The following is a 26,214-nucleotide window of genomic DNA, read 5'->3' on the forward strand; positions in this document are numbered from 1 at the left end:
CGGTGAGGCGCTCCGCGGGCGCTCGCCCCGAACGGCGGGGTCAGCCGTTGGTGGCACCGAGCTCCTCGTCGAGCTCGTCCCGGGTGACCGGCCGCGTACCGGCGAACCGGGAGTCGTTCCGCAGCTCCTTGACCAGCGATATCCCCAGCAGCGCCACGATCACCGTGAACGGCACCGCCGAGAGGATCGCCGCCTGCTGCAGTGCCTCCAAGCCTCCGACGATGAGGAGCAGGATCGCGCACAGCCCGGTCAGGACGCCCCAGATGCCGAGCACCGGCTTGGTCGGCAGCATCGTGCCTCGGAGCGACAGCGAGCTCAGCACGAAGGTGTTCGAATCGGCGCCGCTCACGAAATACAGCACGACCATGATGACCGCGAGCGCCGAGGTGAGTTCCGTCAGCGGCAATTGCTCGAGCACGGCGAAGAACCCGACCGTCGTATCCTCGAGCGTCGCGGCGCCGATCGCCGTCCCGCCGAACAGATCCGAGTGGATTCCCGTGCCGCCGAAGATGGTGAACCAAATGGCGAACACCAGCGTCGGAACTCCGAGCACCGCCGCGACGAACTCGCGAATCGTCCGTCCCTTCGAGATCCGGGCGAGGAAGATGCCGACGAACGCACCCCAGCTCAGCCACCAGGCCATCATGAAGTACGTCCACCATTGCATCCACTGGAGGTCATCCGGGGTCCCGGGCGTCATGAGCGCGACGACGGGAAACTCGCCGACGAATTGGCCGAAGGAGCGGAAGAAGAGGTTCACGATGAAGCTGGTCGGACCGAAGATGAGTGCGAAGAGCCCGAGGACAAGCGCGCCGATGATCGTGATCTGACTCGTCCATTTGATGCCCCTTCCCACGCCTGAAAGTGCGGAGAGCGTGAACACCACCGTGACTCCCGCGATGATCACGATCTGCACGAACAGGTCGTTGGGGATCCCCGTCAGCCGGTTCACGCCCTGGGCGATCTGCGAGGCGCCAAGGCCCAGCGATGTCGTGGTGCCGAACAGCGTGGCGAGAATCGTGAAGATGTCGACGGCCTTGCCTGCCCAGCCGTCCATGCTCTTCCCGAGGACGGGGCGGAGCATGGGTGAGACGAGCCCGGAATTATGCCGACGGTGCGTCGAATAGGCGATCGCGAGGCCGAAGATGCCGAACAGTGCCCAGGCATTGGGCCCCCAGTCGAAATAGGAGAACTGCATGGCGCGGACCGCCGCGTCCATCGTTCCCGGCTCGGCGAGGCCATGGGGCGGCGACATGAAATGGCTCAGCGGCTCGGCCGCCCCATAGCTGATGAGGCCGATGCCCATGACCGCGCCCAGCACCATGGCGATCCACGCCCAGGTGGAGAACTCCGGGCGGTCCTTGTCCTGCCCGAGCCGAATCCGCCCGAACCTGCTGAAGCCCAGATAGAGCATGAGCACGATGCAGGCGGTAGTGACCAGAAGATAGGACCAGCCGATATTCTCCGCCGCCCATGTCGAGGCGGTGTTCATCGTCGCCCCGAGATGCTCCGGCGCGATGGCGGCCCAGGCCACGAATCCCGCGATCAGGCCGACGGAAATCCAGAACACCGGCCCCGGTCGCTTCTTGCGCCGCTCGGCCTCGACGACCATGATCGACGAGGTCGCGAAATCGGGGTCGCTGCCCTGGGTGCCGAGCGCGGGGATGGGCTCCTCGCCGGGACTCCGGCGTCGGGGGTTCTTCCTGCCGTTCATAGTGTTCACACGTCCTTGTGTCGAAGAGAGATGGAGGGCGGATCCGCCCTCCTAATCGGTGGGAAGCTCCGTCAGCTCGGCGCCGTCGAAGAAGCGTCCGGCCTTGTAGACCATCGGCTCCGCGTCGGAGACCTCTGCGTGCGTGACCTTGGCGATGAACACCGTGTGCGTCTTCGCCTGGAAGCGCTCCTTGATCTCGGCCTCGATCGACGCCGCGGATCCGTCGATCAGCGGGCTGCCGGCCGGGCCCTCGTGCCAGTCGAGTCCGGCGAACTTGTCCGCGCCCTTCGAGGCGAACACGCCCACCGTTCCGCGCTGCCCGTTGCTCATGATGTTGATCCCCAGATGGGTCGACTTGAACAGCGACGGGTAGGTGCTCGTCGTCTTCTGCACGCAGATCGACACCAGCGGGGGATCCAGTGAGACCGAGGAATAGGAATTCGCAGCCAGCCCGCGGGGTCTGCCGTCCTCGTCGAGGGTGGTTACCACCGTCACGCCGGTGATGAACTGCCGGTTGAACCCCTTGAGCGCGTCGATGCTCGGGACCCCGCTCAGGTCGTCCACAACGGATTCGTCCACCTCGAAGGCGGAGCGGAGCGAGGGCACGCCGAGATCCGCGAGCAATTCGCTCTGGTCCCACGTGACCTCCTCGGAGACGATCCTGCCGTCGCGGATGTGCATGAGGTTCGACCCGCGGGTCTCCACGCGGCGACCGCTCGCCGGCACGCCCTGCAAGTCGTTCGTGAACGTTCCGGTGGTCCGCCAGAAGAGCGCCAGACTCCCGTGCTCCTCGTCCACCAGTACTCGATCGATGATCGTCCGCAGATCCGGGAAGGCCTCGCGGACGTCGAGAATCTCCTGTTTGAGCTCGGCGGCGCCGAATACCCTTCTCGAGCTCCTGCTCTCCCGACGATAGTCATCGTGCAGGATCGCGTCGAATGCGTCGACCTCTCCACTGTCCCAGGCGGCTTCCCATGCGGCAATAACAGCTTCCTTGATGTGTTGCATGCATGAAACCGTAACACCGCTCCCCCGACTGTCAATACCCGAAGTAGAAGATCCGCATGATTCCAATGATTTACTGAGAGGCCTTGCCAAGCGGGCCGCGATAGGGCTAGATTTGATGCATACAAGAGCTCTCGCAGTAGAGTTGTTGTATGCATGATTCACCTACGAGGAAACCGCCGCTCGCCATGTCCAGGACGGTTTTCCAGAACTCGGAGACGACGTTGTTGACCCGGATGCGCCAGCTCATCATCGACGGCACCGTCGAGCCCGGCGCGCCGTTCTCGGAAGTGCAGCTCGCCGAGGAATTCGATGTGAGCCGCACGCCGATCCGCGAGGCCCTCAAGCAGCTCGAGCGCGAAGGGCTGGTGGAGATCCGCCCTCGGGTGGGCACCTTCGTCCGCAAGCCCTCGCTTCGCGAGATCACCGAGCTCTTCCAGCTCAAGGAGGTGCTCGAGGGGCTGGCCGCGAGTCAGCTCGCCGCGAGGGGCGAGGTCTCCGAGCTGCGCCAGCTGGAGGCCAACGTCCGTGCGGAGAAGGAGGCCGTCGCCGATGGCGATCGGCAGGCCTACGCGCAGCTCGTCCACGAGTTCCACACGACGCTCGTGGTCGGCGCCGACAACCAGAAGCTCTGGGATCAGTACACCCTGCTCATGAACCAGCTCGCCTACCAGCGCATCGTGGCGCAGACCCTGCAGCTGCCGGGCCGTCTCGCGCACTCGCTGAGCGAGCACGAGCGCGTCGTCCAGGCGATCAGGACGAAGAACCCGCTCGTCGCCGAGCTGGAGATGCGCCGCCACGTCTCGGCCTCGAGTCAATCCGCCGCGGTCGCCCAGTTCCACGAGCTCGTAGAAGACGCCGACGATACGGATCGCGCGCACACCGCCTGAAGCCCGAAGAACCAGGAGAACCCGATGACCCCGCACCCCGAGCAGCCGACCGCGGCGAGAGCCGGCCTCTACGACCGCTCGACCCTGCACGACTACGCCGATGTGGCGGCGGCAGCCGGCGTCCGCAGCGTCCGCACGCATGTGGAGGAGCTGCGCGATGCGACCGGCCGTCCCATCCGCCGAGCCGCCGCGACGGCCGTCATCCGGAACCCATGGATCGGCACCGGCACGGAGCACGACCTCGCGGATGCGACGGAGCGCGTCGCTCCCCTCCTCGCGAAGCTGCTCACGGACCGCCTGCTGGCCCGTCTTGGGGGCGCCTCCGAGGTCATCGCGTTCGGCAAGGCCGCGATCGTGGGGATCGACGGCGAGATCGAGCACGCGGGGGCGCTCATCCACACCCCCTACTTCGGGAACCTCGTCCGGGAGGCGCTCGGCGGGACCTCGATCCTCTGCTTCGCGGACGGTCGGGCGACGCCCGGAGCGCTGCTCCGCGTCCCCATGTGGCACAAGACCGCAGCCGCCACCCGCGACTACTACCAGACCCTCGAGGTCCCGCTCGGCGATGCGCCGCACGCCGGGGAGATCGCCGTCGTCGCGGCGGCCTCGACCGGGCCTCGACCGTTCGCCCGAATCGGCGACCGGGCCACCGACCGACCCATCACTTCCGAGATTCTCAAGGAGATCGCACTGTGAACTACCGCAAACTCGTCACCATCGTCGAAGAGACCGCCGAGGAAGGAGGCCGTCCGGTCGAACCGGCCGCCCGCGTCGCGGTCGTGGCCGCCGTCGTCGCGAACCCATGGGCGGGGAAGGGATTCGTCGAAGACCTCGGACCCGGCATCGAATCGATCGCCTCGGATCTCGGAGCGCTGCTCGCGCCCCGCGTGATCGAAGCGCTCGGATCGCCGCTCGAGGCGTTCGGCAAGGCCGCGATCGTTGGGCTGAACGGCGAGATCGAACACGGATCCGGGATCATCCACACGCTGAAGTTCGGCAACCACTTCCGCGAGGCCGCGAACGCGACCACGCTCCTGCCCGCGGTCGAGAAGCGCGGCCCTGCGGGCATCGTGTTCGACATCCCCATGAAGCACTACACCGATGCCACCACCCGCTCCCACCACCAGACCGTCGAGGTCCGGGTGCCGGATGCGCCGCACCCGGACGAGATGCTCATCGCCCTCGCCGCGTCGGCGCAGGGCCGCCCCCAGCAGCGCCTCGCGGCGTTCTCGAGCGAGCAGTAGAGGCGCGCCGTGACCGCGCCCCTCGTCCTGCTCCACGGCGTCGGGCTGGACCGCACCATGTGGGAGCCGTTCGTCGAGCAGATCGGCACGAGCTGCATCGCGCTCGATCTGCCCGGCCACGGCTCCCGGCCGCCGCTCCGGCGGCCCCAGACGCTGCGGACCCTCGCGGAGGATGTACTGGCGCGGCTGCCCGAAGGCCGCGTCCGTCTCGTGGGCTTCTCGCTCGGCGCGCTGATCGGACAGCACCTCGCCCGATTCGCGCCGGAGCGCATCGCGTCGCTCGTCTGCGTGAGCTCGGTATGCCGACGGACGCCGGAGGAAGCGGCCCGGGTCGAGGAGCGGCTCCGCCTCGCCGAGGCCGACTTCCCCGGCAGCGCCGAGGCATCCATCGAGCGCTGGTACCCGGCGGGCACCTCCGTACCGCGAGACGTCGTCGACGCCACCCGGGCCACGCTGCTGTCCTGCGATGTCGAGTCGTACCTCCACGCCTACACGGTCTTCGCGCGCGGAGACCGTGAGATCGGCCCCGAGCTCGAGGGCATCCGGATCCCCGTCCTCGCGATCACCGGCGAGCGCGACCCCGGCTCGACGCCCGAGATGTCGCGCCGGCTCGGCGCCGCGATCCCGGACTGCGAGGTGCGGATCGTGCCCGGGGCGCGGCACATGCTGCCGGTCGAGGACACCGCCGCCCTCGTCGCGGCCATCGACGAATTCACCACCCGTACAGCGCAGAAGGGAAACGCGCATGACCGAACGTCTTGACCATTTCATCGGCGGCGAATACGTCGCACCCGCCGAGGGGGCGTACTTCGCGAGCACGAATCCGGCCACCCTCGATACCCTCTACGAGGCCGCGCGAGGCACCGAGCCGGATGTGCGCCGAGCGGTCGCAGCCGCCCGCAGCGCATTCGAGTCGCCGAGCTGGGCGGGTCTGACGGCCACCCGCCGCGGCCATCTGCTCCGCCGCCTCGGCGACGTGATCGGCGAGCACGCGGACGAGCTCGCCATGCTCGAATCGCTCGACAACGGCAAGCTGCTCCGCGAGATGCGCGGCCAGATGCGAGCGCTGCCCGAGTACTACTACTATTACGCGGGCCTCGCCGACAAGGTGCAGGGCTCGCAGATCCCGGCCGCCTCGCTCGATATCCTCAACTACACCCAGCGGGAACCGCTCGGCGTCGTCGGGACGATCACGCCCTGGAACTCGCCACTGACGCTCACCACCTCGAAGATCGCTCCGGCGCTGGCCGCCGGCAACACCGTCGTGATCAAGCCGAGCGAGTACACCTCCCGCACGATCCTGCGGCTGGCCGAGCTGGCGGACGAGGCGGGCTTCCCGGCCGGCGTGGTGAACGTCGTCACCGGCTTCGGCGCCGAGGCCGGAGCCCCGCTCGTCTCGCATCCCGACCTGGCGAAGATCTCGTTCACGGGCTCCACCGCCACGGGATCGCGGATCGCCGCCGAGGCGGCCTCGCGATTCATCGGATGCACGCTCGAGCTCGGCGGGAAGAGCCCGAACATCGTCTTCGAGGACGCGAACGTCGAGAACGCGGCGATGGGCGTGATCGCCGGCATCTACGCCGCCGGCGGTCAGACCTGCATCGCCGGCAGCCGCGTCTTCGCGCATCGTGCCGTCTACGACGAGCTCCTCGAGCGCGTCACCGAGCGCGCCGGATCCATCCGGATCGGCGACCCGCTCGTCGAGACCACGGAGCTCGGCCCCCTCGCGTTCGAGGATCAGCTCGAGAAGGTCGACTCGTACGTCCGGCTCGGCGCCTCCGAGGGCGCCACGGTCCATGCCGGCGGGGCCCGCCCCGAGGGCATCGATCTCCCGGGCTACTATTACGCGCCGACCGTCCTGACGGACGTGCACAACGACATGCGCGTCGTGCGGGAAGAGATCTTCGGCCCGGTCGCGGCCATCATGCCCTTCGAGCACGAGGACGAGCTCGTGGGCCTCGCCAACGACACGGAATACGGTCTGGCGGCCGGCATCTGGACGCAGAACCTCGCCCGCGCGCATCGCCTCGCACGGCGCATCGATGCGGGAACGATCTGGGTGAACACCTACCGGGCCATGTCCCCGATGTCGCCCAGGCAGGGCTTCAAGCACTCGGGCGTCGGCATCGAGCACGGCATCGAGTCGATCTACGAGTACACGCGCCTGAAGAGCGTCTGGATCAACACCGACGAGGGGCCCGTCGCGGACCCCTTCGTGATGCGGGGCTGAGCGCGATGCCGCTCATCGACGTCTCCATCGCACGAGGGCGGAGCCCGGAGCAGCTGAGGGCGTTCATCGACGCCCTGCACCGGGCCGCCGTCGACACCGTGGATGCCGCGCCGGAGAACATCACCGTGATCGTGCGCGAGGTCGAGCACGAGCTCTGGGCGCGCACCAACCGAACCATCGCCGAACGAAGCGTCGACGCAGACGCGCCGAAATCATCCTAAGGAGACCACATGCGATTCTCACTGTTCATCCACATGGAGCGCTACGACGACTCCATCCCCCACGAGCAGCATTGGCGGGACCTCGTCGAACTGGCCCGGCTCGCGGAGTCGGGCGGGTTCAGCACGGTCTGGATCGGCGAGCACCATTCGATGGAGTACACCGTCTCGCCCAACCCCATCCCCCAGCTCGCCTATCTGGCCGCGCACACCTCCACGATCCGCCTCGGAGCCGGAACCATCATCGCCCCGTTCTGGAATCCGATCCGCGCCGCCGGCGAGATCGCGCTCCTCGACGTCATCAGCGGCGGCCGAGCCGAGCTCGGCGTGGCGCGCGGCGCGTACCAGTTCGAATTCGACCGGCTCGCCGACGGGATGCCCGCGACGCAGGGTGGCAAGGCGATGCAGGAGATCGTCGCCACGGTGAACCGGCTGTGGGACGGCGACTACGCCCACGAGGGCGAGGCGTTCCAGTTCCCGACCTCCACCAGCGTGCCCAAGCCGATCCAGAGGAATCCCCCGGTCTGGGTGGCGGCGCGGAGCCCCGAATCCCACGACTTCGCCGTGGCCCACGGCGCGAACGTCATGGTGACGCCGCTGATGAAGGGCGACGAGGAGGTCGAGGACCTCGTGCGCAAGTACGAGACCGCCATCGCGAACCATCCGGAGATCCCGAAGCGCCCCGAGATCATGGTGCTGCGGCACGCCTACGTCCACGCCGCCGACGATCCCGAGGGCTGGCGCGTCGGCGCCGAGGGAGTCAACAAGTTCTACCGCGTCTTCGACGCCTGGGCCGGGAACACGACCACGCCGGAGAACGGATTCCTCGACCCCAGCCCGGAGTCGAAGTTCGCGGACCGCCCGGAGTTCGCGCCCGAGTCCCTCCGCCGCGCCGCGATGATCGGCACCCCCGAGGAAGTCGTCGACCGGCTCCGGGGCTACGAAGAGCTCGGCGTCTCCGAGTTCAGCTTCTGGAGCGACAACACGCTGCCCCACGAGCAGAAGAGGCGCTCGCTGCAGCTGTTCATCGACGAGGTCGTGCCCGCCTTCCGCACGTAGCCGCAGCCGGGCGCCGGCCGGCCGAGTGCTCCGCGAACGGAGGCCTCGGTCGACCGGCGCCTGCGGGGCGGACGGACGCGGCCTCAGCGCCCAGGCGCTACTGCTGGCACCTCGGGCACCAGTAGAGCTTGCGGTTCTGCATCTCGGCGAGGGCGATCGGCGTGCCGCAGGTGCGGCAGGGCTCGCCCGCCCGTCCGTACACCCAGTGCCGGTCCTCGCGGTTGCGGAGGGCGCGGTCGTAGGCCTCGCCCTCGAGCCCGTCGATCGTCATCATCTGACCGACCTCCACGCCGATGCGCAGCAGCCGCCACCAGTCGGCCCACATCTCGCGCAGAGTGTCGCTGGTCACCTGGTCGCCCGGCGTGTACGGATCGAGCCGAGCCCGGTACAGCATCTCGGCCCGGTAGATGTTGCCGATGCCCGCGACCACCGACTGGTCCATCAGCAGCTGGCCGATCGGCACCCGGCGCTTCTGCACCTTCCCGATGAAGGCCCGCTCGCCCTCGTCGTAGTCGACGACCAGCGGATCCGGGCCGAGCCGGTCCAGCACCGCGCCCACCCCGGCCTGGTCGAGCACCTCGCACGCGGTCGGGCCGCGGAGGTCCGCGCAGGAGCTCGCGGTGAGCAGCCGCAGGCGCACGGCGCCGACCGGCTCGGGCGGCCACTCTTCCGAGAGCTCGGAGGTGTTCTCCTGCTCGGCCATGCGCATCCGCGCCATGCGGGGCGCGCCGATGGAGGTGAGCGAGTTCTCGCCGCGCGAGTCCTCGATCGCGGGCCGGGAGTACTCGCCGGTCTGGCCGAGCACGGTGTTCACCTGGCCCGAGAAGTCCCACGCGCCGTAGATGCCGAGGTGCACGCGAAGCCAGGCCGCGCCCTCGAAGCGCGCGAACATCTGCTTGCCGACGGCGAAGCACTCCTCCATGACGCGGCCGGTGAGCACCGCCGCGCCGTCGGAGAAGCGTCCCTGCGGGCTCGACGCCTCGCAGATGTCGCCGACGAAGTTGGTCTCGAACTGCCTCGCGATGCGGTGGACGGAATGCCCCTCGGGCATCCCTAGGCCTCTTCGACCGCGACGCGGACCGGCACGTCGCCCTCGTCCGCGCCGAGCACGTCCTTGCCCCGGATGGCGCCGGAGCGCTCGTACTCCGCGAGCTGCGAGATGCGGCGCAGGTGACGCTCGTCGCCCGGGAAGGGCTCCGCGATGAAGAGGTCGATGAAGCGGATGGCCTCGTCGACCTCGTGCTGACGCGCGCCGATCGAGATGACGTTGGCGTTGTTGTGCTCGCGGGCGAGCCGCGCGGTGGATTCGTTCCACACGAGCGCGGCGCGGATGCCGGTCACCTTGTTCGCCGCGATCTGCTCGCCGTTGCCGGAGCCGCCGAAGACGACGCCGAGGGAGTGCACCCCGCCGGACCAGTCGTTGGCCACGGCCTGCGCGGCGTTGATGCAGAAGGACGGGTAGTCGTCGACCGGGTCGTAGGACTGCGGCCCGTGGTCGACGACCTCGTGCCCCTTCCCGCGCAGGTGCTCCTGCAGCTGCTGCGAGAATTCGAGTCCGGCATGGTCGGTGGCGATGTGAATACGCATAATCAGTCGAATTGCGGACCACGCGTCCGCGAGCGCTTGAGTTCGAAGAATCCGTCGAAGCCGGCGGCCGCGACGACACCGTCGAAGAGCTGAAGAGCCATGTCGCCCTTCGGCGCGGGCGAGATGACCGGTCCGAAGAACGCCACCCCGTCGACGGAGATGATCGGGGTCCCTACATCCTGCCCCACGAGGCCGATGCCGCGCTCGTGCGACGCGCGGAGCCGCTCGTCGAACTCGCCGGCGTCGGCGCGCGCGATGAGCTCGGCATCGATCCCGGCGCGGGAGACGGCCTCCTCGAGCACGCCCTCCTCGTTCGCGCGACCCTCGGGGTGGTTGATGGCGCCGATCTCGTCGTAGAACGCCTTGGTCTGCGCGTTGCCGAGCTCCGAGGCGATGCCCGCGGCGACCTTGCAGGCCCGCAGCGAGCGCTGGTGCGAGGCGCGGTGGGCCTCGTCCATATCGCGGCCTTCGTTGAGGATCGCGAGCGACATGACGTTCCACTGCACGTCCACGCCCTCGCGCAGGCGTTCGACCTCCTCGATCCAGCGCGAGGTCATCCACGCCCAGGGGCACGCGGGATCGAACCAGAACTCAACCTTCGTCGGGGTGCTCTCAGCCATGCCCCAAGGCTACCTCCGTCGACGGACCCGCGGGCCGGGGTTCGCTCAGAGCGACTCGCGCCACGCGCGGTGCAGCTGCGAGAAGCGGCCGCCCTCGGCGATGAGCTCGGCAGGCGCGCCGTCCTCCACGATGCGGCCCTCGTGCACGACGAGGACGCGGTCGGCCACCATGACGGTGGCGAGGCGGTGGGCGATGATCAGCGCGGTGCGGTCGCCCAGCAGCCGTTCGAGCCCCTCCTGCACGGCCCGCTCGCTCGGCAGGTCCAGCGAGCTGGTCGCCTCGTCGAGGATGAGCACGCGCGGATCGGCGAGGAAGGCCCGCGCGAAGGACACGAGCTGCCGTTGCCCGGCCGAGAGCCGCCCGCCGCGGGTGTGCACGTCGGTCTCGTAGCCGTCGGGGAGCCTGCGGATGAACTCGTCCGCGCCGATCGCCCTCGCCGCGGCCTCGATCTCCTCGCGGCTCGCGCCGGGCCGGCCGATCGCGATGTTGTCGGCGATGGTCCCGGAGAAGAGGTACGACTCCTGCGTGACCATCACCACGCTGCCGCGCAGGTCGGTCTCGGAGAGGTCGCGGATGTCCACGCCGTCGAGCTCGATCGCGCCCTCGGAGACGTCGTAGAAGCGCGCCACGAGCTTCGCCACGGTGGACTTGCCCGCGCCGGTCCGGCCCACGAGCGCCACGGTCTGCCCCGCGGGGACCTTCAGGTCGACGGGGTGCAGCACGACGGGCCCGTCCTCCGAGTACCGGAAGGACGCATCGCGGAACTCGAGCGCCCCGCCGACCCCCGCGGCGCCGTCGCGCGCCGGCAGCGGCCGGGGCTCCTCGGGCTCGCGGATCTCGGGCTCCTCGGCGAGCAGCGCGGAGATCTTCTCGAGCGCCGCCACCGCCGACTGCAGCGTGTTGTAGAAGCTCGCGATCATGTCGATGGGCTGGAAGAAGCGGCGGGTGTAGAGCACGAGCGCGAGCAGCATGCCCACGTCGAGGTGGCCCTCGAGCACGCGCCAGCCGCCCACGACGAGCACGAGCGCGACGATGATGTTCCCGAGCAGCTTCAGCGCCGGCTGGTAGATGCCGAAGAGGCGGATGGACCTGAGCGTGGCCTGCCGGTAGTCCTCCGAGAGGCCCGCGAACTCCTCGTCGTTGGCGCGCTCGCGGCGGAACGCCTTCACCGCGCGGATGCCGCCCATGGTCTCGACGAAGTTCACCGTCAGCCGGGCCGAATGCGTGCGGATCTCGCGGAAGGCCTTCGCGGAGCGGTCCTGGAACCAGCGCGTGAGGAGCACGCCGGGGATGAGCATGACGAGCATGACCACGCCGGTGACCCAGTCCATCCAGATGATCGAGACGGCGGTGAAGATCATCAGCAGCGGGGAGCCGATGATGACCTCGAGGCCGAACTCGAGCAGCTCGCGCAGCGACTCGGTGTCGTTGGTCTGCCGGGAGATGACCCGGCCGGAGGTGTAGCGCTCGTGGAAGCCGAGGCCCAGCCGCTGCGTGTGCCGGAAGATGCGGCGGCGCAGGTCGAAGAGCACGGCCTGGCCCGCCGTGGTGGAGAGGCGGAGGTAGCAGTACATCGAGACCGCGCGGATGAGCGCCACCGCGATGTATCCGGCGCCCACGGCGATCGCGAGCGAGGCGTCGCCGTCGATGGTCGTGGGCAGCGCGACGTCGATCGCCCACGCGATCATCGCCGGTCCCGCCACCGTCGCGAGCTGCACCACGATGATGAGGATCGCCGTGATGATGAACTTGACGCGCACGGGCCGGATGAGGTTGCCGAGCAGCCGGAACGACGCCGCGCGGCGCTCCCGGTCGCTGAGGAGGTCGGCCGCGAGGCCGGAGTCCTCGTGCGCTTCCCGCTGCGTGGTCATTCGCCTCGTCCTTCCCTGTCCGCGCCGTTGCGCTGCGAGCCGCCGGCGAGCTGCTCGACGTCGACGCGCTCGGCCTGCAGATCGGCCATCACGAACCGGTAGCGGGGATCGTCCGCCATGAGCTCGGCGTGCGTGCCCACCGCCACGACCCGGCCGTCGTCGAGCAGCACCACGCGGTCGGCGAGCGCGACCGTCGACGTGCGATGCGCGACGACGAGCGTGGTGGTGCCCTCGAGCACCTCGCGGAGCCGGGCGGTCACGCGCTCCTCCGTCGCCGTGTCGAGCGCCGAGAGCGGGTCGTCGAGCAGCAGGATCTTCGGGCGCACCGCGATGGCGCGGGCGAGGGCGATGCGCTGGCGCTGGCCGCCCGAGAGCGACAGCCCCTGCTCCCCGATGCGGGTGTCGAGGCCCTCGGGCAGCGAATGCGCGAATCCCGCGTCGGCGGTCTCGAGCGCGAGCTCGAGCAGCGCCTCTGCCTCCCCCTCGTCCAGCTCGGGGTCGGCCCCGAGCAGCACGTTCTCGCGCACGGATCCGGAGAAGAGCGTCGCGTCCTCGAAGGCCACGGCGGTGGCGGCCCGCAGCTCCTCGAGTCGGAGCTCCCGCACGTCGTGCCCGTCGACGAGCACCTGCCCGGCCGTGGTGTCGTAGAGCCGCGGGACGAGCTGCAGCAGCGTGGACTTGCCCGAGCCGGTCACGCCGACCACCGCGAGCGTCTCGCCCTGGCGCACGCGCAGGTGCACGTCCTGCAGTACCTCGTCGCCCTCCCGCGCATCCTGGTACCGGAATGCCGCGTGGCGGAACTCGAGCTCGCCGCGCGCGCCCCGCGCCGTGAACTCGGCGGGACGCTCGGGGTCGACGATGGAGGGCCGCTCGTCGGCCACGTCGAAGTGGCGGTCGAGGGCGGCGGCGAGCGCGGCGGTCTGCCCGATCATCTGACCGAGCATCATGACCGGCCCGGACATGATCATCGCGGTCGCGAAGAACGCCGAGAACGCGCCGACCGAGACCTGGCCCTCGGCGACCTGGAAGAGCCCCACGAGCAGCACGACGCCGAGGGCGATCTCGGGCAGGGTGCTCACGGTCGCGTCGAAGACCGCGATGAGCCGGCCGCGGCGGGTCTCGGTCTCGCGCACGCGCGACGCGTGCACGGTGTACTGCTCGAGCGCGTGCTCGGAGCGCCCGAAGGCCTTGAGCACGCGGATGCCGTGCACCGACTGCTCGACGTTCGTGGCGAGGTCGCCGGCCTGGTCCTGGCCCAGACGCGAGAGCCGCTGGAAGCGCAGGGAGAACTGCACGACGATCGCGATGAGCGGCAGCGCCCCGCACAGGTAGATGAGGGCGAGCACCGGGTTCGTGCTCCACATGAGGACGACGCCCACGGTGATCGTGACGATGTCGGAGAACAGCATGATGAGGCCGAACCCGAGCCAGCGGCGGATCAGGTTGAGGTCCGGCATCGCGCGCGACAGCAGCTGCCCCGACTCCCACGAGTCGTGGAAGGACAGCGGCAGGCGCTGCAGGTGCCCGAACAGGCGATTGCGGAGGGTGTACTCGACGTGCGTCGAGGGGTTCACCGAGAAGACGCGGCGCAGGAACAGCAGCACGGCCTCGAGCAGGCCGAGCACGGCGACCAGGCCGCCCGCGATCACCACCGCCGCGACAGCGGCGCCGCCGCCGATCACGTCGTTCACGAGGTAGGACAGCACCTGCGGCATGAGCAGCGCCGTCAGCGTCGCCGCGAACGCCGTGAGCATGCCCAGCACGATCCGGACCTTGATCGGCTCGACCAGCCACCAGATACGACGGAGAGCTCTGCGCATCCGTGCCGCTCCTCTCCCCTGCCTCGATGGCGTCATCGACCCTGAAATCACCGACCTGACAGCCTACGCCTTTCCTGGGAACGATGGGGACCGCCATCCGGATTCTTCTCGTTCGGGCCCGTTTCTCCTGCATCCGGGCCGGATGACCACTAGGCTCGCGAGGGTCACCCCACCCGCGGGCCCACACGACGACAGGAGCATGATGCCCGGAGCGAACCTCACCCGAAGCGAAGCGCAGGAGCGCAGCAGCGTCATCCAGGTCGAGCACTACGACATCCGGCTCGACCTCACGACTTCGCCCGAGACCTTCCGCTGCGTGACGACGGTGACCTTCGCAGCGACGCCCGGCTCGAGCACGTTCATCGACGCGATCACCAGCCAGGTGCACTCCGTCACGCTCAACGGCGCCGGCCTCGACCCCGCCGAGGTGTCGGACGGCGTGCGCATCCAGCTCCCCGAGCTCGCCGAGCGCAACGAGCTCGTGATCGACGCGGACATGTTCTACATGAACACGGGCGAGGGCCTGCACCGCTTCGTCGACCCGGCCGACGGCGAGGTCTACCTCTACTCGCAGTTCGAGGTGCCGGACGCCCGCCGCATGTACCCCTGCTTCGAGCAGCCCGACCTCAAGGCCACGTTCGCCTTCACCGTGACCGCTCCGGCGAACTGGAAGGTCACCTCGAACCAGCCGACGCCCGAGCCGCAGCCCCTCGAGGACGACAAGGCCGTGTGGGCCTTCCCCGCGACGCCCCGCATCTCGACCTACATCACCGCGATCGTCGCCGGCCCCTACGTCGAGTTCCGCGACGAGCTCGTCTCGAGCGACGGCCGCACCATCCCCCTCGGCGTGTTCTGCCGCTCCTCGCTGGCCGAGTACATGGACCCGGAGAGCATCTTCGAGACCACCAAGCAGGGCTTCGAGTACTACGAGCGCCACTTCGGCGTGCCGTACCCCTTCGAGAAGTACGACCAGCTCTTCGTGCCCGAGTACAACATGGGGGCGATGGAGAACGCCGGCTGCGTGACCTTCACCGAGAGCTACGTGTTCCGCTCCCGCGTGCCCGACGCGATCCGCGAGCGCCGCGTCGTGACCATCCTCCACGAGCTCGGGCACATGTGGTTCGGCGACCTCGTGACCATGAAGTGGTGGAACGACCTGTGGCTCAACGAGTCCTTCGCCGAGTTCATCTCGACGCTCGCCACCGCCGAGGCCTCGGAGTGGCGCAACGACTGGGTCACCTTCCTCGCGAGCGAGAAGACCTGGGCGTACCGCCAGGACCAGCTGCCCTCGACGCACCCGATCGTCGCCGAGATCCGCGACCTCGACGACGTGCAGGTGAACTTCGACGGCATCACCTACGCCAAGGGCGGCTCGGTGCTCAAGCAGCTCTTCTTCTGGGTGGGGCGCGACGCGTTCTTCAAGGGCGTGCACGAGTACTTCGCCAAGCACGCGTGGGGCAACACCGAGCTGCGCGATCTGCTGGTCGAGCTCGAGGCCGCCTCGGGCCGCGACCTGCAGGAGTGGTCGCAGCAGTGGCTGCAGACCGCCGGCGTCAACACGCTCCGCCCCGAGTTCGCGCTGGACGAGGAGGGCCGCTTCACGTCGTTCTCGATCCTGCAGTCGGCGACCGAGTCCTACCCCACGCTGCGCCCCCACCGCCTCGCGGTCGGCATCTACGCGTTCGACGAGCAGGGGCGCCTCGTGCGCGTGCACCGCGAGGAGCTCGACGTGGACGGCGAGCGCACCGAGGTCGGCGCGCTGGTCGGCCTGCACCGCGGCGACCTCGTGCTCATCAACGACGAGGATCTCGCCTACGCGAAGATCCGCCTCGACGAGGCCTCGCTCGACGTCGCCCGGCGCCACGTGAGCGACATCGCCGACCCGCTCGCCCGCGCGCTCGTGTTCAGCAGCATCTGGGACGCGACGCGCGACGGCGAGCTGCGGGCCCGCGACTTCATCCGCCTCGTGCTCGAGCACGTCGGGCCCGAGACCGAGTCGACCACCCGGCGCCAGCTGCTGAGCCAGCTCTCGCTCGCCGCGCAGCGCTACGTCGCCGACGAGGATCGCGATGAGATCCTCGACGTGGCGGGAGACGAGCTGCTCGCGCTCGCGGCCGACGCGGAGGCCGGCTCGGACGCCCAGTTCGCGTTCGTGCGCGCCTTCGCGCAGTTCGCCCGCACGGACGAGCAGCTGCAGGCCGTCGCGAGCCTCTTCCACGGCGAGCGCTCGCTCGAGGGGCTCGACATCGACACCGATCTCGGCTGGGAGCTGCTCTTCTCCCTCGTGGCCGGCGGCCGCGCGGGCGAACCCGAGATCGCGGCGCGACTCGAGGAGGATCGCACCTCGGACGGCGAGCGCTCCGCCGCGCACGCGCGTGCGGCGATCCCGACCCCGGAGGGCAAGCGCCATGCCTGGGATGCGGTCTGGACGCACGCCGGGGCCGCCAACGAGATCGTGCGCGCCACGTTCGCCGGCTTCTGGCAGGCGCACGACGCCGAGCTCGTGGCCCCGTTCGTCGAGCCCTACTTCGACGGGCTGCTCGAGATCTGGGACAGCCGCAGCTTCCACATCGCCGAGTACCTGGTGGAGGGCTTCTTCCCGCGCACGATCGTGCGGCAGGAGACCGTCGATGCCGCGCAGCGCTGGCTCGACGAGCACGGCAACGCCCCGGACGCGCTGCGACGCCTCATTCTCGAGGGCCTCGACGAGACCGCCCGAGCGCTCTTCGTGAAGCAGCACGACGGGGAGTAGCGCGCCTGCGCGAAGCCGCAGAGGGCGCGGACGAGCAATCGTCCGCGCCCTCTTTGCTACCTGAGAATCCTAATAGTGTCGACACGAATCGCATAATTTCGAGACTACTTGACACTTCACCCCCATTATCGCCTAGTATTGTCGACACTTACTCGCTCGCAACGAAGGGAGCTTTCTATGACGGCGTCGACATGGGTCGACTTGTCCCAGGTGATGTACCCGGGCATTCCGGGGGCCAAAGCCCACGGGGAATTCGAATGGTGGGTCGACCGCCCCGAAGTGCCCGAGCACATCGAACTCCGCATCTCGCACATCAGCACGGCGATCCACATGGGTACCCACATGGATGCGGCAGCGCATTTCATCCCCGGTGGCAAGACGATCGAGGAGTACGAGACCGATCACTTCATCGGTCCGGGAGTCGTCCTCGACCTGCGCCGCGAGGGCGTCATCCCCATCGACGCCGCGGACCTCGAGCAGGCGTCGCCGGGCATCCGGGACGGCGACATCGTCTTCATCTGGACCGGCTACGCGGAAAAGGTCGGCAGTGTCGACATCCACGCCACCGGGCACCCGCATCTCACCGAAGACGCGGCCCGATGGCTCGTCGACCGCGGCGTTCGACTCATCGGCATCGACGTGTTCACCCCGGATCTGCCCGGGAATTTCCGCCCCGAGGGCTTCGATTGGCCCGTGCATCAGATCCTGCTCGGCAACGACACCCTGATCATCGAGAACCTGGGGACGAACCTCGAGCGAGTGGCCGGACATCGCGTCGACATCAGCGCGGTACCGGTTCGCGTGGCGGGAGCGGAAGGGGGGTTTGTCGTACCCTTGGCACGAATCACCGATTAGGAGACGAGGTTGTCGTCGATGGACCAGGCCAGTCCCGAAGTGCTGCTGAGCCGATTGCTCGGCATCGACCCCGAATCGCGGTCGCTCGCCGAGCGTATCGCACACGACATCGCCAGGGCCGTCATCGAGGGCAGACTCCCTCCCGGCAGCGACCTGAACTCCCTCACACTCTCCAGTCATTTCGAGACGAGCCGAACCCCCGTCCGGGAGGCGCTGATCATCCTGGAGAAGGGCGGACTCGTCGAGATCCTCCCCCGACGGCGCCCGCGCGTCGCAGACCTCGACCCGAAGCAGATCCACGACATCTACCGCCTCAGAGCGCTGCTCAACGGAGTGCTCTCCGAACAGCTCTCGCAGGTCATCGACGAGACGCAGCTGGCCGAACTCGAGACCATCCTCGCGCAGATGGACGTCGCCGTCCGCGACGGCGAGGTGGATCGGTACTTCTGGCAGAACGTGCTGTTCCACGAGCTGTCGTCGACGTTCGCCGGCGATGCCGCGGTGAAACGGGCGCTCGACGCGCTCGGTCTGCAGGTACTGCGCCTACGGCACGACTCGATGTCGAAGCCCGGGCGCGTCGACCGATCCTACGAAGACCACAAGCTTCTGCTCCGCGCGTACCGGGAACGGGATTCGACGCTCGCCTCAGCGATCGCGAAATCCAATGTGCTCAACGCCCTCGCCGCGTTGTCCCCGCCCGAGTCCGAGGCGCCGGAGCCGAGACAGGACGAAGACAATGAACACCCCAACCCACCCCGGAGAGCCGACTCCTCAACGGCTTAATACCCCCTCCACCCCTCCGTCGGAGGTCCCGATCCACCCGTCCCGTGCGCTGGACCTCTCCGGCCGCACCGCGGTGGTGACCGGCGCGGGCTCCGTCGGGCACGGCATCGGCATCGGCCGGGCAATCGCCATGCTGCTCGCGGCGGCCGGCGCCCGCGTGGCGCTGCTCGACGTGGACCTCGATGCCGCCCGGGAAACGCAAGCGGCGATCAATGCGATCGGCGGAGACGCGATCAGCGTGCAGGCCGACATGGCGGAAGACGGAAGCGTCGCCGCGGCGGCGACCGCGGTCGCGGATGCATTCGCGCGGGTCGACATCCTCGTGAACAACGTCGGGATCGTCGGTCCGGCCGGCGAGGCCGAAACGCTGGACCTCGACGCCTGGGACCGGGGGCTGCGCATCAACCTCACCTCCATGGTGATCTCGGCGAGGCGCTTCGTCCCGCTGATGAAATCGGGCGGCGACGGCTCGATCGTGAACATCGGCTCCATCGCGGGGATGGGAGGCGGATATCCGAGCCTCTTCTACCCGACGAGCAAGGGCGCCATCGTCAATCTCACCAGGACCATGGCGGGGCAGTACGGCGAGCACGGCATCCGGGTGAACTGCATCGCTCCCGGCCAGGTGCTCACCCCGCGCATCGAGGCGCGCGGGCTCAGCCCCGAGATGAGAGCTGCCCGCAACTCGGTCTCCGCCCTCGGCACCGAGGGGACGGGCTGGGATCCGGCCTACGCCGCGCTCTTCCTCGCCTCGCCCATGTCCTCCTGGATCTCGGGAACCCTCCTCCCCGTCGACGGCGGACTCACCGCACTGCTGCCGCTGAGCTCGCCCCCGACCCGCTGAACAACATGGAGCGGCCCCGGACGATCTCGTCCGGGGCCGCTCCATCTTCCCCATCCTGCCTACCCCGCGCGCTGCCCGTACACGAGTACGCCGCGCTGCTCGAGATCGTCGATCGCCTCCGGCGAGTATCCGATGTCTGCGAGCACTTCCCTCCCGTCGGCGCCCAGAGCGGGAGGATACCGAGGCGGTCGAGGCCCGTGACCCGCCGAATCCTGCTCCGCACCGATCACCTTCACCGGGTTGCCCACCACCTCGACACATCGCCCGTCACCCGCGTCGAGCTCCACGACCATTCCCCGGCCGTGCCGCTTCGCGTCCTCGAGCGCTTCCGGCACGGTCTTGATGAGCGCCGCGGGAACCCTCCGCTCCTCGAGCAGCGCCACCCAATCCGCGGCGCTGCGTTCGAGCATGGCCGGTTCGAGCTCCTTCCAGAGCGCCTCGCGATGCGTCAGCCGATTCGAGGCCGAAGCGAACCTCGCATCCCGGGGCAGATCGGAGCGGCCGACCGCGTCGCACAGCTCGACCCACATGCGCTCCGTATTGGCCGTGACCACGAACTCGCGACCGTCGCCGCCTCGAAAGGACCGGTACGTGGGGATCGAATCGTGCCTGGCTCCCTGCGGGGAGGGCGTCGAACCGCTCAGCATCGCGTACACGGCCTGATAGGAGAGCATCGTCAGCTGACCGTCCAGCATCGATACGTCGATCAGCGCCCCCTCGCCGGTCCGTCCGCGGCGCACCAGCGCGCCGAGCGCGCCGTGAGCGGCGTACATGCCGGCCACCAGATCGCCCGCCGGTATCCCCAGTCGCATCGCAGGCCGGCCGGCCTCACCGGTCAGGCTCATCACTCCCGAGAGCGCCTGCACGATCATGTCGTAGGCGGGCTTCTCCCGCCAAGGGCCGCTCTGCCCGAAGCCGCTGATCGACACCCAGATCAACCCCGGCACCTCCTCGCGCAAACGGTCGGAATGCAGGCCGAGGCGTTGCGCGACGCCGGGACGGAAGTTCTCGATGACGATGTCCGCGGAACGGATGAGCGCGATGACGGCGCGGACGCCTTCCTCCTGCTTCATGTCGATGGCCGCCGACCGCTTGCCACGATTGTTCGTCAGGAAGTACGCGCTGTCCTCGCCGACGAAATGCGGCGGGATGGCGCGGCTCGAATCGCCGCCCGGAGCTTCGACCTTGATCACGTCCGCACCCATATCGGCGAGCATCTGCGTGGCGAACGGCCCCGACAGGAAGGTCGTGAGGTCGATCACTCGGATTCCGTCGAGCAGCGGCCCGCCGAACGACTCCTGCCGACTCATGCGTCCGCCCGCTCGAAGACGTGCACGGCGCAAGCCCCGTGGTCGAGCCCGGCGATGCCCCCGCCGGTGACGTGCGAGAGCGCCACGCGCGCGTCCTCGACCTGGCGCGCCCCCGCCCTTCCCTGAAGCTGCCACAGCACCTCCACCACCTGGGCCACGCCGCTCGCGCCGACCGGGTGCCCCTTGGACAGCAGGCCGCCCGAGGGGTTGACGACGACCTTGCCCCCGAGCGAGGACTCCCCCGAGCGAAGCATCCGAGTCGATTCGCCCTCTGCGCACAGGCCGAGCGCCTCGTAGTAGATGAGCTCGGCGATCGAGAAGGCGTCGTGGAGTTCGACCACATCGAGGTCCTCCGGCGATATCCCGGCCTCTTCGTAGGCGTCGTCCGCCGAATGCGCGGAGATCTCCGGGCTCAGCATGTCGCGATATCCGGAACGGTGCTGGCCCGAGTGGATGACCGTGGCGGCCACCCGCATCCCGCGCAAGCCGAGCCGCGCCCTCGCCGAGTCGCTCATCACCACGACGGCCGCCGCGCCGTCACCGGTCGGGCAGCACTGCATCAGCGTGAGCGGCTCCGCGATAGGACGCGATGCGAGCACTTCCTCGACGGTGACCTCGCTCCGGTACTGCGCATACGGATTGAGCGCTCCATGCCTGCGCGATTTCACGCTGACCATGGCGAGGTCCTCGACTTCCGCCCCGCGCTCATGGAGGAAACGGCGCGCCCGCATCGCGTAGACGGCGGGCATCACGATGCCCTGCCTCACCTCGATGTCCTCGGCCACGAGCGGCAGCGCTCCACCGCCGAACTGCGTGAGCTTGTCGACACCGATGGCGAGCGCGACCTCGGCCTCGCCGTTACGCACGGCCCGAACGGCGAGACTCACCGCCGTCGCGCCGCCCGAGCAGGCGTTGTCCACGTTGACCACGGGGATTCCGCCGATGCCGAGAGCACTGAGAATGCGCTGCCCCGTCAGCATGCCGCCGAAGGCGTGCCCGCAGTAGACGGCGTCGAGCCGGGAGGCCTCGATTCCGGCGTCTTCGAGCGCGCCGAGCACGGCGGGCGCCGCAAGACCCGCATATGACGACTCCCGGTGCTTGCCCATACGGATCATGGCGCCGCCGACGACGAATGCCCCGGTCATGCGATTCCCTCGTTTCGCTCGTCCCCACGCACATCCTCGGCCTCGACGAACGCCCACTCCTCTTCCCCGGCCCCCGTCCGAGCCGCGCGAACGGGGATATCGCAGGCGAGCGACGACTCGGACATCTCGAGGCGGCCGAGCACCCTGACCCCCGATACGAGGTCGACGTATCCGAGGCAATACGGCGCTGCGCACTTCGGCGCGACATGGACTCGGGTATACGAGTAGAGCAACCCGCGTCCGCCGATCCGCGCGGCCTCGACTTCGACCGAACGGCATCGACGGCAGATGTGCGCGCGCGGCACGCTCAGGTCCCCGCAATCGCGACATCGCCCACCGGCGAATGCGTCATCGACGAGGAGCCGTACCCCGGCTTCCGTCCCGAGGTCCTCGATCGGTTCGAGCACTGCTGAGAATTCCATGGTGTTCCTTCCTCGGATGGGAACGGAGACGCTCGACCGTCAGGGCAGCACCGTCCCCCTGTCGAGTTCGGTCGCTCCCAACCCATGAGAACGAATTGTGTCGACACTATTTCTGTTCAATATGATGATTACCGCTTGAGAATGCCGTGTCAAGCACTTAGTGTCGACACAAGCGTCGACTGACGCCTTCTGTCTCAGCGTGGAGATACGAAAGGAACCTTGTAAATGACTTCCCCTACGACGGAGACCGTTCCCCAGGTCTCGGGAGCCGCACGGCGCAACGTGGTGTTCGCCACACTCATCGGCAACTTCATGGAGTGGTTCGATTTCGCGGTGTACGGCTTCGTGGCCTCGATCATCGGCGCGGTGTTCTTCCCCAGCAACGATCCGACCACCGAACTGCTCTCGTCACTCGCCGTATTCGGCATCGCGTTCTTCTTCAGGCCGTTCGGCGGAGCCATCTTCGGCTTCATCGGCGACCGGGTCGGGCGACGGACCGCGCTCGCCATCGCGATCATCGTCATGGGCGTGGCGACCGCGTGCATCGGGCTGCTCCCGGGATACGCGCAGATCGGCATCTGGGCACCCATCCTGCTCGTCGTGATCCGGAGCATCCAGGGCATGTCGGTCGGCGGCGAATGGACCGGCGCATCGACCTTCCTCGTCGAGTACTCCCCTTCGAACAAGCGGGGCCGCTGGTCGAGCCTCATCTCGATCACCGCCGCACTCGGAATGATCGGCGGCTCGGGAACCGTCTACCTGCTCTCGATCAACCTCTCAGAAGCCGACATGATGTCCTGGGGCTGGCGACTCCCATTCCTCGCCGCGGTGCCGCTGACCCTGATCGGGCTCTACATGCGCCTCAAGCTCGAAGACACCCCCGTCTTCAAGGCGATGCAGGAGACCGAGAAAGCCCCGGCCAACCCCTTCAAGCACATCGGCAAGCGCGGGATCAGGAACATCCTCATCGCGTTCGCATTCTCCGCGATCACCGGCACCGGTTTCTACTACTTCGCGACCTACTTCAACAACTACCTCAGCACCACCGTGGGATTCCCCCGACCGCAGGCAGTCCTACTCAGCCTCCTGAGCCTCGCGATCTACGCAGTGCTCTGCTTCTTCGCGGGCTATTTCTCCGACCGGTTCGGACGCAAGGTCACCTACGTCCTCGGCGCCTTCGGCCACGCCGTGCTCGTCCTGCCGGTGTTCTTCATGCTCAATACCGGCGTCTTCGGAATCGCGCTGCTCGGTCTCGCCATCTATGCGGTCTCGCAGGCGATGATCAACACGATGAGCTCCGTGACGATCGTCGAGTTCTTCCCTCCCAAGATCCGTGCGACGGCCGGCGCGATCGGCTACAACCTGGGCGTCGGGCCGGTGGCCGGAACGGGACCGCTCGTCGCCGCGGCCCTGGTCGCGGCGACCGGGAACCCCTTCGCCCCGGCGTATTACCTCATCGCTCTGGCGGTGATCATCGGCATCGTCATGGTCATCTTCCTGCCGGAGACCTCGAAGCGCTCGCTCCACATCGATTACGACACGGAATCGGCACCGGACGAGAAGCCGGCGCCCGCCGAGACGGATGCGAGGTGAGCGCATGCCCTCGCTGGCAGCACGCATAGCCCGACGCGTCCTCGCCGATGAAGACCGGGAGCCGCCTCGCGCACCGATCATCCAGGCGATCGCCGACACGCTGGCGGTGTCCTTCGCTGCCTGCAGAACGCCGATCGCGGCAAGGCTCCGCGACTTCGGCGCACGGAACGCCGAAGGAGCGCATCCGGTGCTCGGCGCGGCCGTGAGCGCTCCGGCTCGCGAAGCCGCCTTCCGCAATGCCGCACTCGCGCACGCTCTCGATTTCGACGACATGACAGAGGCCATCCGAGGGCACCTCAGCAGCGTCATGCTGCCTGTCCTCTTCACGGGGATCGATGATGCCGCTACCGGGCTGCCGCGTCAGTTGGCCTCCGCCTACTCCGCCGGGTTCGAGGCGGCGAGGGCGATCGCCGCCGGAGTCGGCCTGGCGGGGCACTATTCGCGCGGCTGGCATTCGACCGGCACCCTCGGCACCCTCGCCGCCACCGCGGCCCTGGCGAAGCTGCGGGGCGTCGATCCGCCCGTCCTCGTCAATGCGCTCGGCATCGCCGCCTCGAGCGCCTCCGGCCTTCGGGCGAATTTCGGCAGCGATACCAAGGCGCTGCACGCCGGTTTCGCCGCCGCTCGTGCGATCGACGCCGTCGACCTCGCCCAATCCGGGATGACCGCCAATCCAGCAGCGCTCGACGGACCATCCGGCTTTCTCGAGCTGTTCGGCGAGCACGGTTCGGCGGAGGCGGCGAGCGCCGCCCTCCAGGAGCCCGTGCCTGCCGTCGTCTCCCCCGGCATCAACATCAAGCTGTTCCCATGCTGCTACGAGTTGCAGCGAACCGCGCACGCGGCGATGCGACTCCGCGACGAGATCAGGCCGGATTCGATCGATCGCATCGATCTGCTCCTCAACCGACGTGCTCTGGAGCCGCTTCGGCTCTCGCCGCCGACGAGCTCGCAGCAGGCGCAGTTCAGTCCGAGCTTCGTCGTCGCCCTGGCCCTGGTCAGGGGTCGTCTCGACCTGGAGGACTTCACCGAGGGCGCGCTCGACGATCGTCGCGTTCTCGACATCATGGAGCGGACCTCCGTGCACGCCGCATCCGCTGCCGAAGCCGATGGCGTCGGCGCCGAACGCTTCGCCCGGCTCACCGTCGGCGGCGCGGCAGGGACGCGCACGATCACGGTCGTCGATGCGCCCGGCAGCGCGCAGAACCCCGTCAGCGATGCGCAGCTCGACGCGAAGATCCGTTCCTGCCTCGACTTCGCAGGGGCTCCGAGATCGCTCGCCGGCCCCCTACGACGGACCGCGGAGTTCCTCGCCGCCGGTGGCGATGCGTCTCCGCTGCGCCGGCTCAATGACGAGTTCCTACGGCATGCGAGGCAGGACCGCCCCGCTACGACACCACGACGAGAGGAAGAACATGCTTGAAATCGCACACGGCGTGACATTCGACTTCGACGGCAGACGAGCCGTCGTCACGGGCGGCGCCTCGGGGATCGGGCTCGCGGTAGCCCGGATGCTGCTGGACGCAGGGGCATCCGTGACCATCGCGGACGCGAACCGCGCGGAAGTGGAGCGGCAGGTGGATTCCCTCAGCGCCTACGCCGATCGACTCCTCGTCCGCACCGTGGACGTCGCCGACGAGGAAGACGTCCGGGGACTCATGGCGGAGTCGAACGACCGATTCGGCGGCATCGACATCCTCGTCAACTGCGCGGGGATCACCTCCACGAAGATCGTGGAGGAGACGAGCTTCGAGGAGTGGCGGCGCGTCATCGACGTGAACCTCAACGGCATCTTCCTCACCTGTCGCGAAGCGATGCGCTACTTCCTGCCGAATCGTTACGGGCGCATCGTCAACGTGTCCTCCGTCGCCTCCAAACGGCTCAGCTACAACGCGTCGGCGGCATATACGGCGAGCAAGTACGGCCTGTTGGGGCTCACGAAGCATCTCGCCTACGAGGTCGCGCCGGTCGGAGTCCGCGTCAACGCGGTATGCCCCGGCCCCGTGATGACCGAGATGCTGCAGTCGATGTCCGATGCCGAAGTGATCGAAGCCCGCCGGGCGACAGTGCCTTCCGGCCGCATCTCGACTCCGGAGGACCAGGCGAGAATCATCCTCATGTACGCCTCGGACCTCGTGGATATGATCGCGGGCACCGCGCTGGACGTCGACGGCGGAGCGCTGCTGGGCTGGTATCCCGTGGAGACCTACTTCGATCGCCGCAAGGCCTCGCGCAGCTGGGACGGGGTGTGAAC

24 protein-coding genes are annotated in these 26,214 nt (G+C 68.5%); 14 read left to right on the top strand and 10 right to left on the bottom strand.

Annotated features, from left to right (window positions below; genetic code table 11):
• Positions 1-40: 40 nt before the first annotated feature.
• Together FM112_RS01695 and FM112_RS01700 are read right to left on the bottom strand one after the other, a co-directional pair.
• Positions 41-1,714, bottom strand: coding sequence for a BCCT family transporter (locus tag FM112_RS01695; protein ID WP_087002605.1), 1,674 nt, complete (start codon positions 1,712-1,714; stop codon positions 41-43).
• A 51-nt stretch (positions 1,715-1,765) separates the two neighbouring features.
• Entirely contained in the window at positions 1,766-2,722 is a 957-nt protein-coding gene (locus tag FM112_RS01700) for a flavin reductase (RefSeq protein ID WP_087002607.1), read from the bottom strand.
• A gap of 185 nt (positions 2,723-2,907) precedes the next feature.
• Here FM112_RS01700 and FM112_RS01705 point away from each other — a divergent pair, with 185 nt between their 5' ends.
• From FM112_RS01705 to FM112_RS01735, 7 genes are read left to right on the top strand one after another with little or no spacing between them, the layout of a single operon-like run.
• Entirely contained in the window at positions 2,908-3,609 is a 702-nt protein-coding gene (locus FM112_RS01705) for a GntR family transcriptional regulator (RefSeq protein WP_087002609.1), read from the top strand.
• A gap of 24 nt (positions 3,610-3,633) precedes the next feature.
• Positions 3,634-4,305, top strand: coding sequence for an amino acid synthesis family protein (locus FM112_RS01710; RefSeq protein WP_087002611.1), 672 nt, complete (start codon positions 3,634-3,636; stop codon positions 4,303-4,305).
• Positions 4,302-4,853 (top strand): amino acid synthesis family protein, encoded by a 552-nt coding sequence (locus tag FM112_RS01715; RefSeq protein ID WP_087002614.1) that lies wholly within the window; start codon positions 4,302-4,304, stop codon positions 4,851-4,853. Before FM112_RS01710 ends, FM112_RS01715 begins: the two co-directional genes overlap by 4 nt.
• 9 nt (positions 4,854-4,862) lie before the next feature.
• On the top strand, positions 4,863-5,615 hold the full coding sequence (locus FM112_RS01720; RefSeq protein ID WP_087002616.1) for an alpha/beta fold hydrolase: 753 nt from the start codon (positions 4,863-4,865) through the stop codon (positions 5,613-5,615).
• Positions 5,599-7,083 (top strand): aldehyde dehydrogenase, encoded by a 1,485-nt coding sequence (locus FM112_RS01725; RefSeq protein ID WP_087002618.1) that lies wholly within the window; start codon positions 5,599-5,601, stop codon positions 7,081-7,083. The genes FM112_RS01720 and FM112_RS01725 overlap by 17 nt, the downstream gene beginning before the upstream one ends.
• Before the next feature lie 5 nt (positions 7,084-7,088).
• On the top strand, positions 7,089-7,304 hold the full coding sequence (locus FM112_RS01730) for a tautomerase family protein (protein WP_087002620.1): 216 nt from the start codon (positions 7,089-7,091) through the stop codon (positions 7,302-7,304).
• A 9-nt stretch (positions 7,305-7,313) separates the two neighbouring features.
• Entirely contained in the window at positions 7,314-8,360 is a 1,047-nt protein-coding gene (locus FM112_RS01735; RefSeq protein ID WP_087002622.1) for an LLM class flavin-dependent oxidoreductase, read from the top strand.
• Positions 8,361-8,457: 97 nt separating this feature from the next.
• On the opposite strand, the gene FM112_RS01740 is transcribed toward FM112_RS01735, so the two are convergent.
• Genes FM112_RS01740 through FM112_RS01760 form a run of 5 tightly spaced genes read right to left on the bottom strand, consistent with a single transcriptional unit; the run spans position 8,458 to position 14,259 of the window.
• The gene (locus tag FM112_RS01740) at positions 8,458-9,411 is read right to left on the bottom strand and encodes an Fpg/Nei family DNA glycosylase (RefSeq protein WP_087002624.1); all 954 of its coding nucleotides are present in this window, start codon (positions 9,409-9,411) and stop codon (positions 8,458-8,460) included.
• Positions 9,412-9,413: 2 nt separating this feature from the next.
• Positions 9,414-9,947: a ribose-5-phosphate isomerase gene (locus FM112_RS01745; RefSeq protein WP_087002626.1), complete on the bottom strand. Its 534-nt coding sequence runs from the start codon at positions 9,945-9,947 to the stop codon at positions 9,414-9,416.
• 2 nt (positions 9,948-9,949) lie between these two features.
• A complete protein-coding gene (locus FM112_RS01750; RefSeq protein ID WP_087002629.1) occupies positions 9,950-10,567 on the bottom strand; it encodes a DsbA family protein in 618 nt (205 codons plus the stop codon).
• A gap of 45 nt (positions 10,568-10,612) precedes the next feature.
• Positions 10,613-12,439 (bottom strand): ABC transporter ATP-binding protein, encoded by a 1,827-nt coding sequence (locus FM112_RS01755; protein WP_087002631.1) that lies wholly within the window; start codon positions 12,437-12,439, stop codon positions 10,613-10,615.
• Positions 12,436-14,259, bottom strand: coding sequence for an ABC transporter ATP-binding protein (locus tag FM112_RS01760; protein WP_176386622.1), 1,824 nt, complete (start codon positions 14,257-14,259; stop codon positions 12,436-12,438). The genes FM112_RS01755 and FM112_RS01760 overlap by 4 nt, the downstream gene beginning before the upstream one ends.
• A 202-nt stretch (positions 14,260-14,461) precedes the next feature.
• Between FM112_RS01760 and pepN the strand changes: the two genes are divergently transcribed.
• From pepN to FM112_RS01780, 4 genes are all read left to right on the top strand, one after another.
• A complete protein-coding gene (gene pepN / locus FM112_RS01765; protein ID WP_087002926.1) occupies positions 14,462-17,011 on the top strand; it encodes an aminopeptidase N in 2,550 nt (849 codons plus the stop codon).
• A gap of 108 nt (positions 17,012-17,119) precedes the next feature.
• Positions 17,120-17,866 carry a cyclase family protein gene (locus FM112_RS01770; RefSeq protein WP_140400535.1) on the top strand — a complete coding sequence of 249 codons (747 nt, stop codon included), beginning with the start codon at positions 17,120-17,122 and terminating at the stop codon, positions 17,864-17,866.
• 54 nt (positions 17,867-17,920) lie between these two features.
• Positions 17,921-18,649, top strand: a complete 729-nt coding sequence (locus FM112_RS01775) for a GntR family transcriptional regulator (RefSeq protein WP_176386623.1) — start codon at positions 17,921-17,923, stop codon at positions 18,647-18,649.
• Positions 18,603-19,493 (top strand): SDR family NAD(P)-dependent oxidoreductase, encoded by an 891-nt coding sequence (locus FM112_RS01780; protein ID WP_087002637.1) that lies wholly within the window; start codon positions 18,603-18,605, stop codon positions 19,491-19,493. Before FM112_RS01775 ends, FM112_RS01780 begins: the two co-directional genes overlap by 47 nt.
• A 59-nt stretch (positions 19,494-19,552) precedes the next feature.
• Here FM112_RS01780 and FM112_RS01785 read toward each other — a convergent pair whose 3' ends face one another.
• From FM112_RS01785 to FM112_RS01795, 3 genes are read right to left on the bottom strand one after another with little or no spacing between them, the layout of a single operon-like run.
• On the bottom strand, positions 19,553-20,803 hold the full coding sequence (locus FM112_RS01785) for a CaiB/BaiF CoA-transferase family protein (RefSeq protein ID WP_087002639.1): 1,251 nt from the start codon (positions 20,801-20,803) through the stop codon (positions 19,553-19,555).
• Positions 20,800-21,948: a thiolase family protein gene (locus FM112_RS01790; protein ID WP_087002641.1), complete on the bottom strand. Its 1,149-nt coding sequence runs from the start codon at positions 21,946-21,948 to the stop codon at positions 20,800-20,802. Before FM112_RS01790 ends, FM112_RS01785 begins: the two co-directional genes overlap by 4 nt.
• Complete coding sequence (locus tag FM112_RS01795; protein ID WP_217874388.1) at positions 21,945-22,370, bottom strand: Zn-ribbon domain-containing OB-fold protein; 426 nt, start codon at positions 22,368-22,370, stop codon at positions 21,945-21,947. Before FM112_RS01795 ends, FM112_RS01790 begins: the two co-directional genes overlap by 4 nt.
• Before the next feature lie 225 nt (positions 22,371-22,595).
• On the opposite strand from FM112_RS01795, the gene FM112_RS01800 reads away from it, so the two are divergent.
• The 3 genes from FM112_RS01800 to FM112_RS01810 are packed head-to-tail and all read left to right on the top strand — an operon-like array spanning position 22,596 to position 26,212.
• On the top strand, positions 22,596-23,963 hold the full coding sequence (locus FM112_RS01800; RefSeq protein WP_087002643.1) for an MFS transporter: 1,368 nt from the start codon (positions 22,596-22,598) through the stop codon (positions 23,961-23,963).
• Positions 23,964-23,967: 4 nt separating this feature from the next.
• The gene (locus FM112_RS01805) at positions 23,968-25,383 is read left to right on the top strand and encodes an MmgE/PrpD family protein (RefSeq protein ID WP_176386624.1); all 1,416 of its coding nucleotides are present in this window, start codon (positions 23,968-23,970) and stop codon (positions 25,381-25,383) included.
• Complete coding sequence (locus FM112_RS01810; RefSeq protein WP_176386625.1) at positions 25,376-26,212, top strand: SDR family NAD(P)-dependent oxidoreductase; 837 nt, start codon at positions 25,376-25,378, stop codon at positions 26,210-26,212. The genes FM112_RS01805 and FM112_RS01810 overlap by 8 nt, the downstream gene beginning before the upstream one ends.
• Positions 26,213-26,214 lie beyond the last annotated feature (2 nt).

Source organism: Gulosibacter sp. 10 (assembly GCF_900163695.1).
GTDB lineage: Bacteria > Actinomycetota > Actinomycetes > Actinomycetales > Microbacteriaceae > Gulosibacter.

Bases quoted from the DNA above. Each gene is read 5' to 3' on its own strand.
- FM112_RS01695 (WP_087002605.1), bottom strand. From the start codon at position 1,714: ATGAACGGCAGGAAGAACCCCCGACGCCGGAGTCCCGGCGAGGAGCCC.
- FM112_RS01700 (WP_087002607.1), bottom strand. From the start codon at position 2,722: ATGCAACACATCAAGGAAGCTGTTATTGCCGCATGGGAAGCCGCCTGG.
- FM112_RS01705 (WP_087002609.1), top strand. From the start codon at position 2,908: ATGTCCAGGACGGTTTTCCAGAACTCGGAGACGACGTTGTTGACCCGG.
- FM112_RS01710 (WP_087002611.1), top strand. From the start codon at position 3,634: ATGACCCCGCACCCCGAGCAGCCGACCGCGGCGAGAGCCGGCCTCTAC.
- FM112_RS01725 (WP_087002618.1), top strand. From the start codon at position 5,599: ATGACCGAACGTCTTGACCATTTCATCGGCGGCGAATACGTCGCACCC.
- FM112_RS01730 (WP_087002620.1), top strand. From the start codon at position 7,089: ATGCCGCTCATCGACGTCTCCATCGCACGAGGGCGGAGCCCGGAGCAG.
- FM112_RS01735 (WP_087002622.1), top strand. From the start codon at position 7,314: ATGCGATTCTCACTGTTCATCCACATGGAGCGCTACGACGACTCCATC.
- FM112_RS01740 (WP_087002624.1), bottom strand. From the start codon at position 9,411: ATGCCCGAGGGGCATTCCGTCCACCGCATCGCGAGGCAGTTCGAGACC.
- FM112_RS01745 (WP_087002626.1), bottom strand. From the start codon at position 9,947: ATGCGTATTCACATCGCCACCGACCATGCCGGACTCGAATTCTCGCAG.
- FM112_RS01750 (WP_087002629.1), bottom strand. From the start codon at position 10,567: ATGGCTGAGAGCACCCCGACGAAGGTTGAGTTCTGGTTCGATCCCGCG.
- FM112_RS01755 (WP_087002631.1), bottom strand. From the start codon at position 12,439: ATGACCACGCAGCGGGAAGCGCACGAGGACTCCGGCCTCGCGGCCGAC.
- FM112_RS01760 (WP_176386622.1), bottom strand. From the start codon at position 14,259: ATGCGCAGAGCTCTCCGTCGTATCTGGTGGCTGGTCGAGCCGATCAAG.
- pepN (WP_087002926.1), top strand. From the start codon at position 14,462: ATGCCCGGAGCGAACCTCACCCGAAGCGAAGCGCAGGAGCGCAGCAGC.
- FM112_RS01780 (WP_087002637.1), top strand. From the start codon at position 18,603: ATGAACACCCCAACCCACCCCGGAGAGCCGACTCCTCAACGGCTTAAT.
- FM112_RS01785 (WP_087002639.1), bottom strand. From the start codon at position 20,803: ATGAGTCGGCAGGAGTCGTTCGGCGGGCCGCTGCTCGACGGAATCCGA.
- FM112_RS01790 (WP_087002641.1), bottom strand. From the start codon at position 21,948: ATGACCGGGGCATTCGTCGTCGGCGGCGCCATGATCCGTATGGGCAAG.
- FM112_RS01795 (WP_217874388.1), bottom strand. From the start codon at position 22,370: ATGGAATTCTCAGCAGTGCTCGAACCGATCGAGGACCTCGGGACGGAA.
- FM112_RS01800 (WP_087002643.1), top strand. From the start codon at position 22,596: ATGACTTCCCCTACGACGGAGACCGTTCCCCAGGTCTCGGGAGCCGCA.
- FM112_RS01805 (WP_176386624.1), top strand. From the start codon at position 23,968: ATGCCCTCGCTGGCAGCACGCATAGCCCGACGCGTCCTCGCCGATGAA.
- FM112_RS01810 (WP_176386625.1), top strand. From the start codon at position 25,376: ATGCTTGAAATCGCACACGGCGTGACATTCGACTTCGACGGCAGACGA.